Origin of the sequence: Pectobacterium sp. CFBP8739 (assembly GCF_013449375.1) — a bacterium.
In the GTDB taxonomy this organism is placed as follows: Bacteria; Pseudomonadota; Gammaproteobacteria; order Enterobacterales; family Enterobacteriaceae; genus Pectobacterium.
Genome location: NZ_JACDRR010000020.1, coordinates 23,189 through 35,454, shown reverse-complemented (window position 1 = coordinate 35,454; position 12,266 = coordinate 23,189). Strand labels below are relative to the sequence as shown.

Annotated in this window: 12 protein-coding genes; 7 read left to right on the top strand and 5 right to left on the bottom strand. The window is 49.0% G+C overall.

The annotated features are described in order from the left end of the window. Positions 1-38: 38 nt before the first annotated feature. From H0247_RS14925 to ppiA, 5 genes are all read left to right on the top strand, one after another. A complete protein-coding gene (locus H0247_RS14925; protein ID WP_180743242.1) occupies positions 39-1,079 on the top strand; it encodes an ABC transporter permease in 1,041 nt (346 codons plus the stop codon). Positions 1,080-1,117: 38 nt separating this feature from the next. Beyond that, positions 1,118-1,999: an ABC transporter permease gene (locus H0247_RS14920; protein ID WP_180743319.1), complete on the top strand. Its 882-nt coding sequence runs from the start codon at positions 1,118-1,120 to the stop codon at positions 1,997-1,999. Beyond that, positions 1,971-2,858, top strand: a complete 888-nt coding sequence (locus tag H0247_RS14915; protein WP_370463347.1) for an ABC transporter ATP-binding protein — start codon at positions 1,971-1,973, stop codon at positions 2,856-2,858. The genes H0247_RS14920 and H0247_RS14915 overlap by 29 nt, the downstream gene beginning before the upstream one ends. Before the next feature lie 44 nt (positions 2,859-2,902). Continuing rightward, complete coding sequence (locus H0247_RS14910; RefSeq protein WP_180743318.1) at positions 2,903-3,679, top strand: ABC transporter ATP-binding protein; 777 nt, start codon at positions 2,903-2,905, stop codon at positions 3,677-3,679. Positions 3,680-3,874: 195 nt separating this feature from the next. Further along, positions 3,875-4,447: a peptidylprolyl isomerase A gene (gene ppiA / locus H0247_RS14905; protein WP_180743241.1), complete on the top strand. Its 573-nt coding sequence runs from the start codon at positions 3,875-3,877 to the stop codon at positions 4,445-4,447. An 81-nt stretch (positions 4,448-4,528) separates the two neighbouring features. Here the strand turns inward: ppiA and pelZ are convergent, their stop codons facing one another. From pelZ to pelA, 3 genes are all read right to left on the bottom strand, one after another. Next, entirely contained in the window at positions 4,529-5,806 is a 1,278-nt protein-coding gene (gene pelZ, locus H0247_RS14900) for a pectate lyase PelZ (RefSeq protein WP_180743240.1), read from the bottom strand. A gap of 168 nt (positions 5,807-5,974) precedes the next feature. Next, the gene (pelC, locus tag H0247_RS14895; protein WP_180743239.1) at positions 5,975-7,099 is read right to left on the bottom strand and encodes a pectate lyase PelC; all 1,125 of its coding nucleotides are present in this window, start codon (positions 7,097-7,099) and stop codon (positions 5,975-5,977) included. A gap of 702 nt (positions 7,100-7,801) precedes the next feature. Then, positions 7,802-8,926: a pectate lyase PelA gene (pelA, locus tag H0247_RS14890; protein WP_180743238.1), complete on the bottom strand. Its 1,125-nt coding sequence runs from the start codon at positions 8,924-8,926 to the stop codon at positions 7,802-7,804. Positions 8,927-9,777: 851 nt separating this feature from the next. Between pelA and H0247_RS14885 the strand changes: the two genes are divergently transcribed. Beyond that, positions 9,778-10,032 (top strand): hypothetical protein, encoded by a 255-nt coding sequence (locus H0247_RS14885; RefSeq protein ID WP_180743237.1) that lies wholly within the window; start codon positions 9,778-9,780, stop codon positions 10,030-10,032. A gap of 302 nt (positions 10,033-10,334) precedes the next feature. Here H0247_RS14885 and H0247_RS14880 read toward each other — a convergent pair whose 3' ends face one another. Beyond that, on the bottom strand, positions 10,335-10,658 hold the full coding sequence (locus H0247_RS14880; protein WP_039277278.1) for a DNA-binding transcriptional regulator: 324 nt from the start codon (positions 10,656-10,658) through the stop codon (positions 10,335-10,337). Beyond that, a complete protein-coding gene (locus H0247_RS14875; RefSeq protein ID WP_180743236.1) occupies positions 10,642-11,001 on the bottom strand; it encodes a type II toxin-antitoxin system RelE/ParE family toxin in 360 nt (119 codons plus the stop codon). The genes H0247_RS14880 and H0247_RS14875 overlap by 17 nt, the downstream gene beginning before the upstream one ends. 602 nt (positions 11,002-11,603) lie before the next feature. On the opposite strand from H0247_RS14875, the gene H0247_RS14870 reads away from it, so the two are divergent. Continuing rightward, positions 11,604-12,179 (top strand): aminodeoxychorismate synthase component II, encoded by a 576-nt coding sequence (locus H0247_RS14870; RefSeq protein WP_180743235.1) that lies wholly within the window; start codon positions 11,604-11,606, stop codon positions 12,177-12,179. Positions 12,180-12,266 lie beyond the last annotated feature (87 nt).

Below are 12,266 nucleotides of genomic sequence, written 5' to 3'. Positions count from 1 at the left end.
TTGCTGTCGCCGCTCGCCGGGATATCAGGAGAAAGAACATGGTTTTCTCTGATTGGATCAAGCCGGGTGGAATACTGCGTCGTTTGGCAAAGCGTCTGTTTCAGGTGATCATCACGCTGTTCGGGTTATTAATCCTGACCTTCGTGATCGGCCGCGTGATGCCAATCGATCCCGTCCTGGCTATTGTCGGACAGGATGCCGACCAAAGTACCTATCAACAGGTTTACCAACAACTGGGGTTGGATAAGCCACTGTATGTACAGTTCTTTATTTACTTTAACTCGCTGATACATGGGGATCTGGGCAATGCGCTCCTGACCGGACGACCGGTTATGGATGACATTATCCGCGTCTTCCCAGCCACCGTTGAGCTGGCGACGATGGCGATTATTGTCGGAGCCGGTTTGGGTGTGCCGCTAGGCGTGCTGGCTGCGGCGCGACGTGGCAAGTGGGCGGATTATGTGGTGCGCTTTATCAGCCTGGCAGGTTATTCCACGCCAATATTCTGGGTCGGGATGATGGGGCTGCTGGTGTTCTACGCTTGGCTGAACTGGGTCGGTGGCGCAGGGCGGGTTGATATGGCCTACGACGGTCTGGTGGAAAACCGTACCGGTCTGCTGCTGGTGGATTCGTTACTGGCGGGTGAGTGGGATGTGTTCCGCAGCGCGCTGAACCATCTGGTGTTGCCAGCCACGATTCTCGGTTTCCACTCGCTGGCCTATATCAGCCGTATGACGCGTAGCTTCATGCTGGCGCAGCTTTCGCAGGAATACATCATTACCGCTCGCGTGAAAGGGTTGTCGGAGTTCCGTGTCGTCTGGGCGCACGCGTTTCGCAATATTCTGGTTCAGCTTCTGACGGTAGTGGCGCTGGCGTATGGCTCGCTGCTGGAAGGGGCGGTACTGATCGAAACGGTTTTCTCATGGCCGGGCTTTGGTTCCTATCTGACAGGCAGCCTGCTGCTGGGGGATATGAACGCGGTGATGGGCTGTGTGCTGCTGGTTGGGTTGATCTTCGTGACGCTTAACCTGCTGTCGGACATGTTGTATCAAATCTTTGATCCGAGGACGAACGCATGAATATTTCCTCTGAGCCGCCGGTCACTCGCGAATCGGTAATGCGAACACCGCCGGAAAAACGCGTGAGCCGTCTGCGGTTACGCGGTGCGCGAATTGGCGGGTTTCTCTTGACGATGCTGCGTAATCCGCTGACCGCTATGGGTTCTGCGATTGTACTGATGTTGATGCTGGTCGCCATTTTTGCCCCGTGGATTGCGACGCACGATCCGCTGGTACAGGATTTGGCTAACGCGCTACAGGCCCCGAGTGCGGCGCATTACTTTGGCACCGATGAGTTTGGGCGCGATGTGTTTAGCCGTCTGGTCTATGGTTCACGCATCACGCTGTATATCGTTGCGCTGGTGTCCGTCACCGTTGGGCCTATCGGGCTGGCGCTGGGCGTGGTGGCTGGGTATTACGGCGGGATCGTCGATACCATTCTGATGCGTATTACCGATATCTTCATTTCGTTCCCCAGTCTGGTGCTGGCATTGGCGTTTGTTGCGGCGCTTGGCCCTGGTCTGGAGCATGTAGTGATTGCGATTACGCTGACAGCTTGGCCGCCGATTGCCCGTCTGGCAAGGGCGGAGACGCTGTCACTGCGTCACGCGGACTTTATTTCTGCTGTGAAGCTGCAAGGGGCATCTTCTATTCGCATCCTGCTACACCACATTGTGCCGCTGTGTCTGCCGTCGGTGATTATCCGTATCACCATGAATATGGCGGGCATCATTCTGACTGCGGCGGGTCTGGGCTTTTTGGGGTTGGGGGCACAGCCGCCTGATCCTGAATGGGGTGCGATGATCTCTGCGGGTCGTCGTTACATGATGGAGTGCTGGTGGTTAGTAACTATTCCGGGGCTGGCGATTTTGATTAACAGCCTAGCGTTCAACTTCCTTGGAGACGGCCTACGTGACATCCTCGATCCCAGAACTGAATAAGTCTTCTCAACGTGCGCCGGGAAGCTCGCCCCTGATGGAAGTGGAAAATCTGCGGGTAAGCTTCGTGAACCGTGGTGCCGTGACGGATGCCGTGCGCGGCGTCTCCTTCCGGCTTGGCTGTGAAAAGCTGGCGATTGTCGGCGAATCTGGCTCCGGTAAATCGACGGTCGGCCGTGCGCTGCTGCAACTGCATCCGCACAGCGCGCGGATTACGGCAGACAAATTGCGTTTCGGCGATACCGACCTGCTGAAAGCGGATGAGGCGCGGATGCGTCAGATTCGCGGCAAGCGTATTTCCATGATTATGCAGGACCCTAAATATTCGCTGAACCCAGTGGTGTGCGTTGGCGATCAGATTGCTGAAGCGTATCTGGCGCACCATAAAGTGTCGCACCGCGAGGCGAAGGCAAAGGTCATGGCGATGCTGGACGTGGTGCGGATTCGCCAACCAGAGCGCGTCTACAATCTGTACCCTCATGAAATCTCGGGCGGGCAGGGGCAGCGCATCATGATTGCGATGATGCTGATTACTGAACCTGAAATCGTGATTGCCGATGAACCGACCTCCGCGCTGGATGTGTCCGTGCGTTTGCAGGTGCTGGCAATGTTGGACGATTTGGTGAGCGAGCGCGGTCTGGGGCTGATTTTCATTAGTCACGACATCAATCTGGTACGCAGCTTCTGCGATCGTGTGCTGGTGATGTATGCCGGGCGCGTCGTGGAGTCTATCGCCGCGGCCGATCTCGACAACGCGCAGCATCCGTACACGCGTGGGTTGCTAAATTCACTGCCGGATATCGATCATCGCCGTCCGCGTTTGCCGGTGATGAATCGCGATCCTGCCTGGATCAACGGATAAAGGGGATAAGCATGGCAACTGAAGCAATGCGTCAGCGTAAGCCGATGATCGAAGTGAATAACCTGAATCTCTCTTTTGGTCATGGCAGCGCGAAGAATCAGGTGTTGTACGATGTGAACCTCACCGTCAACGATGGCGATATCTTTGGTCTGGTGGGGGAATCGGGCTCCGGCAAAACCACGGTGCTGAAGTGTCTGGCTGGGCTGTTTAACCATTGGGAAGGCACGCTGCTGATTGGCGGGAAAAAACTGGCGCACCGGATCGATCAGGCTCGCTGTCGCCAGGTGCAGATGGTGTTCCAGGATCCATACGGATCGCTGCATCCCCGTCATACCGTAGAGTCGATTCTGGAAGAACCGCTGTCGATCCATCGCTTTGACGATCGTGACGATCGTATCGATACCTTGCTGGAGAAAGTGGGGCTGGGAACGCACTTCCGCCGCCGCTACCCGCACCAGCTTTCGGGCGGGCAGCGTCAGCGTGTGGCAATTGCCCGTGCGCTGATTCTGGAGCCAAGGGTACTGCTGCTGGATGAGCCGACGTCGGCGCTGGATGTGTCGGTGCAGGCGGAAATTCTCAACCTGCTTATGGAGTTGCAGCAGCAGGAAAAGCTGACCTACCTGATGGTGACACATGACTTGGGCGTGATTTCCCATTTGTGTCATAAAGTGGCGGTGATGCAGTACGGCAAGATACTGGAAACGCTGGAAACCGACGACCTGACCAGTGATGTGCCGAAGGATGCGTATACCTCAATGCTGGTGGATGCCAGCCGTCAGTATAGCCGCGATCTGGCGGTGCGCTCGGAGCGTATGGGCTAGGTACGCTTTGCGATAATTAACATTATGAGGGCCGGGCAATCGGCCCTTTTTTTATCTTAATGTGCAGGTTTTCGTTCACAGTTGGTTACGAACAGACTTTTATACGTAAAAAAAGGTAAATGGGTAGCGTTGAAGGATGTGGATACTTACAATCATTACGCTTTGTGTAGTCAGCCTCTTCAAAAAGGAATTCGCATGTTCAAACGTACTCTGGTTGCCGCGGCAGCCCTTATTTCACTGACGGCATTCTCTCCGGCCTTTGCGGCTTCCAACACCACCACGCGTGTGCTGTTGACGACGTCTGCGGGCAATATCGAACTGTCTTTAGATAATCAAAAAGCACCCGTTTCGGTAAAAAATTTCGTCGAGTACGTTAACAATGGTTTTTATAACGGGACGACATTTCACCGTGTCATCCCTGGTTTTATGGTGCAGGGCGGTGGCTTTTCTGGCGAAATGAGCCAAAAAGCGACGAATGCGCCGATCAAAAATGAAGCCGACAACGGCCTGCGTAACCAGCGTGGTACGATCGCGATGGCGCGTACCGCAGAAAAAGATAGCGCGACCAGCCAGTTCTTTATCAACGTCGCTGACAATGCCTTCCTCGATCACGGCCAGCGTGATTTTGGCTACGCCGTGTTCGGTAAAGTGGTGAAGGGGATGGAAGTGGTAGATAAGATCTCTCAGGTACCAACGAAGAACATCGGGCCTTACCAGAATGTGCCGACTACGCCTATCGTGATTCAGTCCGCGAAAGTGCTGCCCTGAGTGGTGAGATAGACAAGAGCTGAGAAGACGAAAAGGGCCACTGATGTGGCCCTTTTCGATCTTCACGTATTAACGACTGTGTTATTCCAGCGCTTTTGCCATCTGCTGTAGCCAGGCATCCACGCCGGTGCTCGGCACGTTCAACTGACGGTAGGTTGCCGTCGCAACAGGATAACCGCCAACCTCTTCCTGGCTGTTCACGAAACTGCCTTTCCGCTGTTTGAAATTGTCCACGATACGTTTATCGACTGCATCACGATCTTTGGGGCGTGCGCCTGCGCTTTGCAGCACCTGATTGGTGGTGGCGCTGGCGGATGCTGCCGTTAAGCCTGAAGGCCAAATAGGGGAAACCTTGAGTAAGTTAATCCCGCTGCCCCAGGTTTGTGGTGCCGCTTTTCCGTTGGCATCGTAAGCGAGGTTGTCTGACATCCAGACATCTCCGGAGCTGTTACTGCCTACGAGTCCTAAACCGGCTTTGGTATTCGCACCGTAGTGCATTACGTTACCCGCAACGGAAACGCGTGGGCTGGCTGGCATGGTTTTCCCTTCCCACTCGCCTTTGACTCCGCCAACGCGAATACCCCAAATACCGGGATTGTAGATCAGGTTATTGGCCATAACGCCCGTTGAACCAGCCTTGAACCAAGCGTTGCGTTCATTGTTGTGGGCGTACAGGTTGCCCACAATTGCCACGTCGGTCACGTTATCGTGAACCAACGTGCCCATTGAGTGAATGCCTTTGGTATGCGCTGAGTCGTATAGGCCTTCAGCAATGATGTTATTTGAAAGCGTGATACGGTGTGCAGTGCCCTGCGGCCCATCGTAGCGTGGGCCGGAAATAGACAGGTTCTCATCTGTTCCCCACGCAAAACTCGAGTGATCGATCACGACGTTGTAGGCATCTTTACCGTTGATTGAAACATCGCGTTCAAAGCCGCTTTTTTTACCCGTACCGGCATCGCCGATGCGAAAACGGATGTGCTGCATGAGCACATCATGCGTGCTAATGCCCATTCCACCGCGAATGATGGTGATGCCGGGAGAAGGCGCGGTCTGACCCGCAATGGTGACAAACGGTTCCGTTAACCGAAGGTCACTTTTGTTCAGGTCGATAATCCCGCCAACCTCAAAAACAATAATGCGCGGTCCTTTGGCGGCCAGCGCTTCCCGAAGTGAACCGGCTCCGGAAGAGGCCAGCGTTGTGACGCGAATAATACGCCCACCGCTGCCTGCGACGGTATCGGTCCCGAATCCTTTCAACTCTGGTGCTGCCGGCGTGGCGGCGCTAACCATTGGTATGCCGACACTGAATACGAATCCAGTGCTGAACAGTGCGGCAAACAGAAGAGAACGTTTCATTTCATTTCCTTGAATAGTAACGATAAAAATGAGCGAGCCCTAAGTGCTCGCTCAAGTGCGGCCCAAACAATAAACTGACGGGCGTTAAACTCACTTGCAGGCTCCTGCTAGCACAGGACGATGAGGGGCGGAGCCTGAAGTTCGCTTATTTACGTTTACACTTAGCAATTAGTTACAGCTTGCTGCCGTCAGGACGGCAAGGTTTTTGCCCACGCCAGCATAGTTCGCCAGTTTATCCTTCACGCACTGTGCTGAAACCGGAGAGTAGCTGTAAGGAAGAGAAGGGAACGTGCCTGTGCTCTTCCAGTCTTCAGCATTCACGTAGGGCTTGGTATCTTTATCCCAGGTGATGTTGTATTTTGTGAAGTCAGCTGGGCTCATGACGTTGTTATTACGCAGATCCCAGGTACCGAAGTTGGAACCGTCGTAGCGTGAGGTCACCGGGTTTTTCGCATTTTCGAACCAGTTACGTTCGATCAGCGCAATCCCATTCTGGCGCACATTCAGGCCAGAACTGGTGATGCCGGTATACAGGTTGTTGTAGGCGTGAACTTTACCGCCACGTTGCAGTGGGAGGCGAGCGTTAACGTCGTCGTAAATATTGTGATGGTAAGTCAGGTCACGGCCCGTATCGCTGCTGCTGAAGCCGCTCAGACCCACTTTCTTGATGCCGTGAATGTAGTTGTACGACACGGTGACATTGGTTGAGGCTTTCTTGATATCAATCGCGGATTCGAATGTGGTGTCACCGTCTTTTGTGCCTGCGCATTCAAAGTTTTTCGCGAAGATTTCGTTGTGGTCAATCCAGACGTTCGGCGTGTTATCGATACGAATCGCATCGCCGTCCTGCGCGCCGCCCGGCATGTAGCCAAAACGCATATTACGGATGACAACATCGGATGATTTCGTCAGCCAGATCCCGAAGTTGGCGGAAGATCCGTTGGTTCCGATGATGGTAATTCCTTTGGTAAACTCTTTGATTTCCACACCGCGTGCGTCTTTCTTCCACTGACCGCAGATATCGTTCTCTGCGGCTTTAATCAACGCATCTTCATTACCGTTATAGGTGATGACGAGCGGGTAAGCGCCCCCTTTGACTTTCTTACCATTGGAATCCAGCTTAGCGGCTTCGATGATATCAATGATGTCTTGCATGGAGCGTGCAGTTTTTTTCACGGCTCCGGCAACGTCACCACCATCAGTGGTAGCGTAACCGCCCGTATTTGCCGCCATCGTCGGTTGGGCTGCAAGTAATAACAGCCCAGCGGCTGCAGAAGGCAGTAGGTATTTCATTAAGGTACTCTCCTTGGAATTGAATTTTTTGGGTATAAATGATCCACATAACCCAGATTATATTATTGTGGTGTTTCAATAAAAATGAAATCAAGGTTTATTGAAATCCCAATTAAGTGTTACCATAAAAATAAAATAATTCAATATTTAGATGTTAAATGTATCGATTGAATAACATTGGCAATATTGGTGATTAATAACCTCCTATTTCAAGTGGTAATGTTTTTTCATTTTTTCTAAAATTATAACATTAGGCGTTTTTATGAAAAATAAAATTATATTTCGTTTTTTATTCTGTGATAGAGAGATTTTGATAGAGGTAGTAACTGTGAGCGACATCAACAAATAAGTCAAATTCCCTCATTGAGATGGTCGTGTTGAAAATAGTTGATGCTGATCAAATTATTAATTAATTCCGTTTTGATGAGTCATTATGCTTTTTATTATTTAATCATTAATTAATGACTGGTTTTTATTGATCAATAAATCTATTGATTAATTTATAAATAATTAGCCTGGTATTTAATTGTTCTCTCTTTAAGAAATAGGTATTCACGCTTATGTGCAGGTTGCCATAAAAAATGAGCGAGCTCTTAGAGCTCGCTCGGGTAGAGTCGTGTCTCTTCATGAAGAGACACCGCTGCGGGAAGTTCAGGCTGATGACTTCCTGTCATTCATATGACGGGAAAAGCCTGACCGCCTTTATTTACAGTTAGCGGCTGTCAGCACTGCCAGGTTTTTACCTACGCCAGCGTAGCTTGCCAGTTTATCCTTCACGCACTGTGCGGAAACCGGTGAGTAGCTATACGGGAGAGCAGGGAATTTGCCCGTGCTCTTCCAGTCATCCGCATTGATGTGTGGTGTGGATGGCTTACCCCAGGTGATGTTGTATTTAGCAAAATCAGATGGGCTGGTAATGTTGTTGTTACGCAGTTCCCAGGTCCCGAAGTTGGAGTCATCATTACGTGCGGTCACTGGGTTGAGCGCATTTTCAAACCAGTTGCTTTCGATCAGTGCGATTCCTTTCTGACGAACGTTAAAGCCTGAACTTTTGATGCCATCATACAGGTTGTTGTACGCGTGAACCTGGCCACCACGTTGCAGCGGCAGACGTGAGTTAACATCGCTATAAATATTGTGATGATAAGTCAGGTTACGACCCGTATCCGTGTTGCTGGAACCGCTCAGACCCACTTTTTTCACGCCATGGATATAGTTGTAGGATACCGTGACGTTGGTTGAGGCTTTCTTGATATCGACAGCGGATTCAAAAGTCGTATCGTTGTCTGGTGTACCGGCACATTCGAAGTTCTTGGCGAAGATCTCGTTGTGGTCGATCCAGACGTTCGGAGAGTTATCAATACGGATAGCATCACCATCGTTTGCGCCACCCGGCATATAGCCGAAGCGCATGTTACGCACGACAACGTTGGAAGAGTTTACAATCCAGATACCAAAGTTTGCGGAAGAACCGTTGGTTCCGAGGATGGTGATCCCCTTGGTGAACTCCTTGATTTCCACACCGCGTGGATCTTTGCTCCATTGGCCGCAGATGTTGGCTTCGGCGGCTTTGATTAGCGCATCTTCATTGCCGTTGTAGGTAATAATGAGCGGGTAGGCACCCCCTTTGACCGCTTTACCGCTTGAGTCTTTTTTCGCAGCCTCAATGATATCGACGATCTCTTGCAGAGAACGCGCCGTCTTTTTCACCGCACCGGAAATGTCGCCGCCGTCCGTGGTGGCATAACCTCCCGTGTTTGCCGCCATTGTAGGTTGGGCAGCAAGCAGCAACAGCCCAGCGGCTGCAGAAGGCAGTAGGTATTTCATTGTGTACTCTCCTTGACATAGATTTTTTTGGGTATTTATCACTACACACCCTGTGTAATAAGAAAGGCTGTTTCAACAAAAATGAAATTAAGGTTTGTCTATAAAGCCTAGATAAGTGTTAACAGAAAAAATAAACAATACAAGATGGGGCGTTAAATATATTAGTTAAATAAAATAGGATAACTTAGCGGATTTGGGTATATTATTTTTAAATAGAAACCAATTTCCAATTAAATTGTTTAAAATCATGCATTTATTTTTTAATGTTTGTTTATTCAATCTGGATTCTTTATTTTTATCCATTTCATATGCGTGGTTTATTCGCTGTATTAGCAATTGTGATCGTCATCAAAAATTAAAAATAAATATCAATGGGAAGGTTTTTTTACCTGGTTACCCTCTTCCTTTTTCAAAAAATTAATTAATTCATGAGTTTTTATGGTTATTGTTTTTTTGTTAAAAATAATTTCAGTCTAATCGTTTGCTGTAATGAATATAATAAATAAGGCCTATTAATAAAGATGGCTATTACGGAAATAAATTATTTGTGATCTATGTAATTATTATCATGCTAACTTTATGTTCTGACATCGTGTAAATACATAGCCCCGATTTTCCTATGTTTGTAGAGACGTTGTGCCGTTGAAGATTGCCGCTCGCTGTTGTGGAGCGCTAAAAATAACTAAAAAGAGGGAGGCTGGCGATGTGTTGCAACCGTTTATCTGCATAAATATTTTCGCCACATATTTTTTGTTGACAAGATAGGTTTTTTCTTGACTGTTTAATGTGTGGAGGGTAAAGTTATTAGAATGCATGGAAGCTATTTTCAAACACACTATTAGGATGGTGAGATGTTCATCTCAGATAAAAAAATCGCATCAAGTTTAATTGATAAATCAATTATTCTTATCGAACAAGTCAAAGCAGAATTAGCGGTGCTGAAAACTGAATTGCCTCAGGAAGAGTATGAAAAGTGCCGGCATGTTGCTGGGCATTTAATTTATACGCTAACGGGTAAAGTGATAAATGACATTTCAATTGATCATCCTGATTTAAAACCAGACGGCTTCACGGTTTATGTGAATAAGGATGTGAGTGAGGCATAACGGTTAGGTTTTTCTAATGGGAAATGAAGTGAATTATAGGGTTTAAGTCATCGTTAGCCTTTATCCTGGATGACGTTTAACGATTGTGCTTGTTGCTTAATCAATATCGAACAAATTAACAACGGCACTCTTCCTGCAGAGGACTTTCACCTCAGTATTTCATACCCATACAGGGTGAAAACAAAAACTTGAAATTGGGCTGACCTGCTCCCTGATTTTAGGCATATCATGATGTTAGAGACGTCTGCTTCTGTAACATAGCAGACCGTTAATCTATCTCCCAAAATAACCAGCCCAATCAATCAAACCAACACCTTTAACCCATGCTTCTGCACCACGGTAAGCAGTTTCAGCGACAACCCACTAGGGCGTTTTACGCCGCTTTCCCACTTTTGTACCGTTGAAACACTGGTGTTCAGGTAGCGGGCGAAAACTGGCTGGCTGACGTTTAGCTTCTCACGTAGCGCCTTAATCTCAAGAGGTTGAAGATCGTCCACATTGTTGAGGCACGCTTTGTCAAAGTTACGCATAGTTTCCTGAGGGATAGCGTCGACGCTGAATAATCCAGAAGCCGCGCTGTGGATAGCCTCAAATGCAGGACTCTTGAATTTACTTTTTGCGGTCATGGCAAATCTCCACCAGTTCTTTACTCTTAATAAGTGCCGTAATCTTTTCATCGGCAAGGGTTGCGTAGTGCTTCGCCAACTCGCGGAATCCGGCCAGTTCGCGATTATCAATGTTCGCCATATCCTGCTTGACATACAGGAACGTATAAAACCAGTGCTGTCCACCTTTCGCCAATATGATGGCGCGATCGCGATTCTGGTTCAGCCGCTTTTTATAAACGCCGCCGCCGAGATCGTCAGCTTTACCCTGCATCACCGCCTCAATAGCTTCACATAACTCGCTATCCTTGATGGCGTGGGATTTAGCTGCCTTAGTAAACCATTTGGTTTTGAATACACGCATCAGGCCGACATCCTGTCACCTTAACTATAGCACTTAGTGCTAGATTGCTCGCTTTTTATGCAGAGTCAAAGCGCTTGGAATCTGCAAAAAATGTGTAGTATTTTTGACCGTAAAACCCTGCTGTCGATGACAGCCACCAATATTTCCAGTATCGGGATGATACGAGTGACCTGTGAGAAATTCCTTCGGGCGACCACAAACACTTCCGTAGCCTGCAAGGAAAAACATGCTCAGTTGCGTGTGGTAAATCTGCCAGTCTTTGAAAGCAGATATCACCGGGTAGTTTGAACGTCATTGCGAGCGTGATGATGAAGGTTGTTTTGACTACTTTACTTCAATCCCAACATTGCTGTGGGCTTACTGTACCCACTCAGAGAGCGGCTTCCATACCGCAGCCGAAGACCCCATTATCCCCTGAGACATGCGCCTCAACCACTGTGTCATGCATCTGACACACCCCTTTCATGCCGGAGATGGGTACAATGGTTTTTCCGTTTTAGCCCAATAAGAAGGTATTGAAGAGAATTGCGGGTATTACAGCGGGCATCAAAAGGGTGTTTAAATTATAAATTTTCATTATTTATAAATAACTTAAGTAAAATATGCTGCTAATTATCGATAACTACGACTCCTTTACCTACAACCTTTACCAATACTTTTGTGAGCTTGGCGCACAGGTCGTGGTGAAGCGTAATGATGAACTGACGCTGCGTGAGATTGAACAGCTTGCGCCTGAGCGATTGGTGATTTCACCGGGTCCTTGCACGCCGGATGAGGCGGGCATTTCACTGACTGCAATTCATTACTTTGCCGATAAATTGCCTATTCTGGGCGTGTGTCTTGGCCATCAGGCGATGGGGCAGGCGTTCGGCGCGCGTGTGGTGCGGGCACGGCAGGTTATGCATGGAAAAACCTCTGCGATTGCGCACAGCAATACAGGTGTTTTTGCGGGGCTCGCTCAGCCCTTGACGGTGACTCGCTATCATTCACTTATCATTGATGCAGCTTCGCTACCCGATTGCTTTGAGGTTACAGCCTGGAGCGAACATGAAGGCAAGCGAGATGAGATTATGGGGATCCGTCATCGCTCACTGCCGCTTGAAGGCGTGCAGTTTCACCCAGAGAGCATTCTTAGCCAGCAAGGGCATCAGCTTTTGGATAATTTCCTTAAAATTTAGTGAGATAAAAAGTTATTCTCCTCATTAGCCGATTTAATATTGCCTGAAATTGATTTTTTATGCATATTTAGTGACTATATTTTCATT

Bases quoted from the DNA above. Each gene is read 5' to 3' on its own strand.
- H0247_RS14925 (WP_180743242.1), top strand. From the start codon at position 39: ATGGTTTTCTCTGATTGGATCAAGCCGGGTGGAATACTGCGTCGTTTG.
- H0247_RS14920 (WP_180743319.1), top strand. From the start codon at position 1,118: ATGCGAACACCGCCGGAAAAACGCGTGAGCCGTCTGCGGTTACGCGGT.
- H0247_RS14910 (WP_180743318.1), top strand. From the start codon at position 2,903: ATGATCGAAGTGAATAACCTGAATCTCTCTTTTGGTCATGGCAGCGCG.
- ppiA (WP_180743241.1), top strand. From the start codon at position 3,875: ATGTTCAAACGTACTCTGGTTGCCGCGGCAGCCCTTATTTCACTGACG.
- pelZ (WP_180743240.1), bottom strand. From the start codon at position 5,806: ATGAAACGTTCTCTTCTGTTTGCCGCACTGTTCAGCACTGGATTCGTA.
- pelC (WP_180743239.1), bottom strand. From the start codon at position 7,099: ATGAAATACCTACTGCCTTCTGCAGCCGCTGGGCTGTTATTACTTGCA.
- pelA (WP_180743238.1), bottom strand. From the start codon at position 8,926: ATGAAATACCTACTGCCTTCTGCAGCCGCTGGGCTGTTGCTGCTTGCT.
- H0247_RS14885 (WP_180743237.1), top strand. From the start codon at position 9,778: ATGTTCATCTCAGATAAAAAAATCGCATCAAGTTTAATTGATAAATCA.
- H0247_RS14880 (WP_039277278.1), bottom strand. From the start codon at position 10,658: ATGACCGCAAAAAGTAAATTCAAGAGTCCTGCATTTGAGGCTATCCAC.
- H0247_RS14875 (WP_180743236.1), bottom strand. From the start codon at position 11,001: ATGCGTGTATTCAAAACCAAATGGTTTACTAAGGCAGCTAAATCCCAC.
- H0247_RS14870 (WP_180743235.1), top strand. From the start codon at position 11,604: ATGCTGCTAATTATCGATAACTACGACTCCTTTACCTACAACCTTTAC.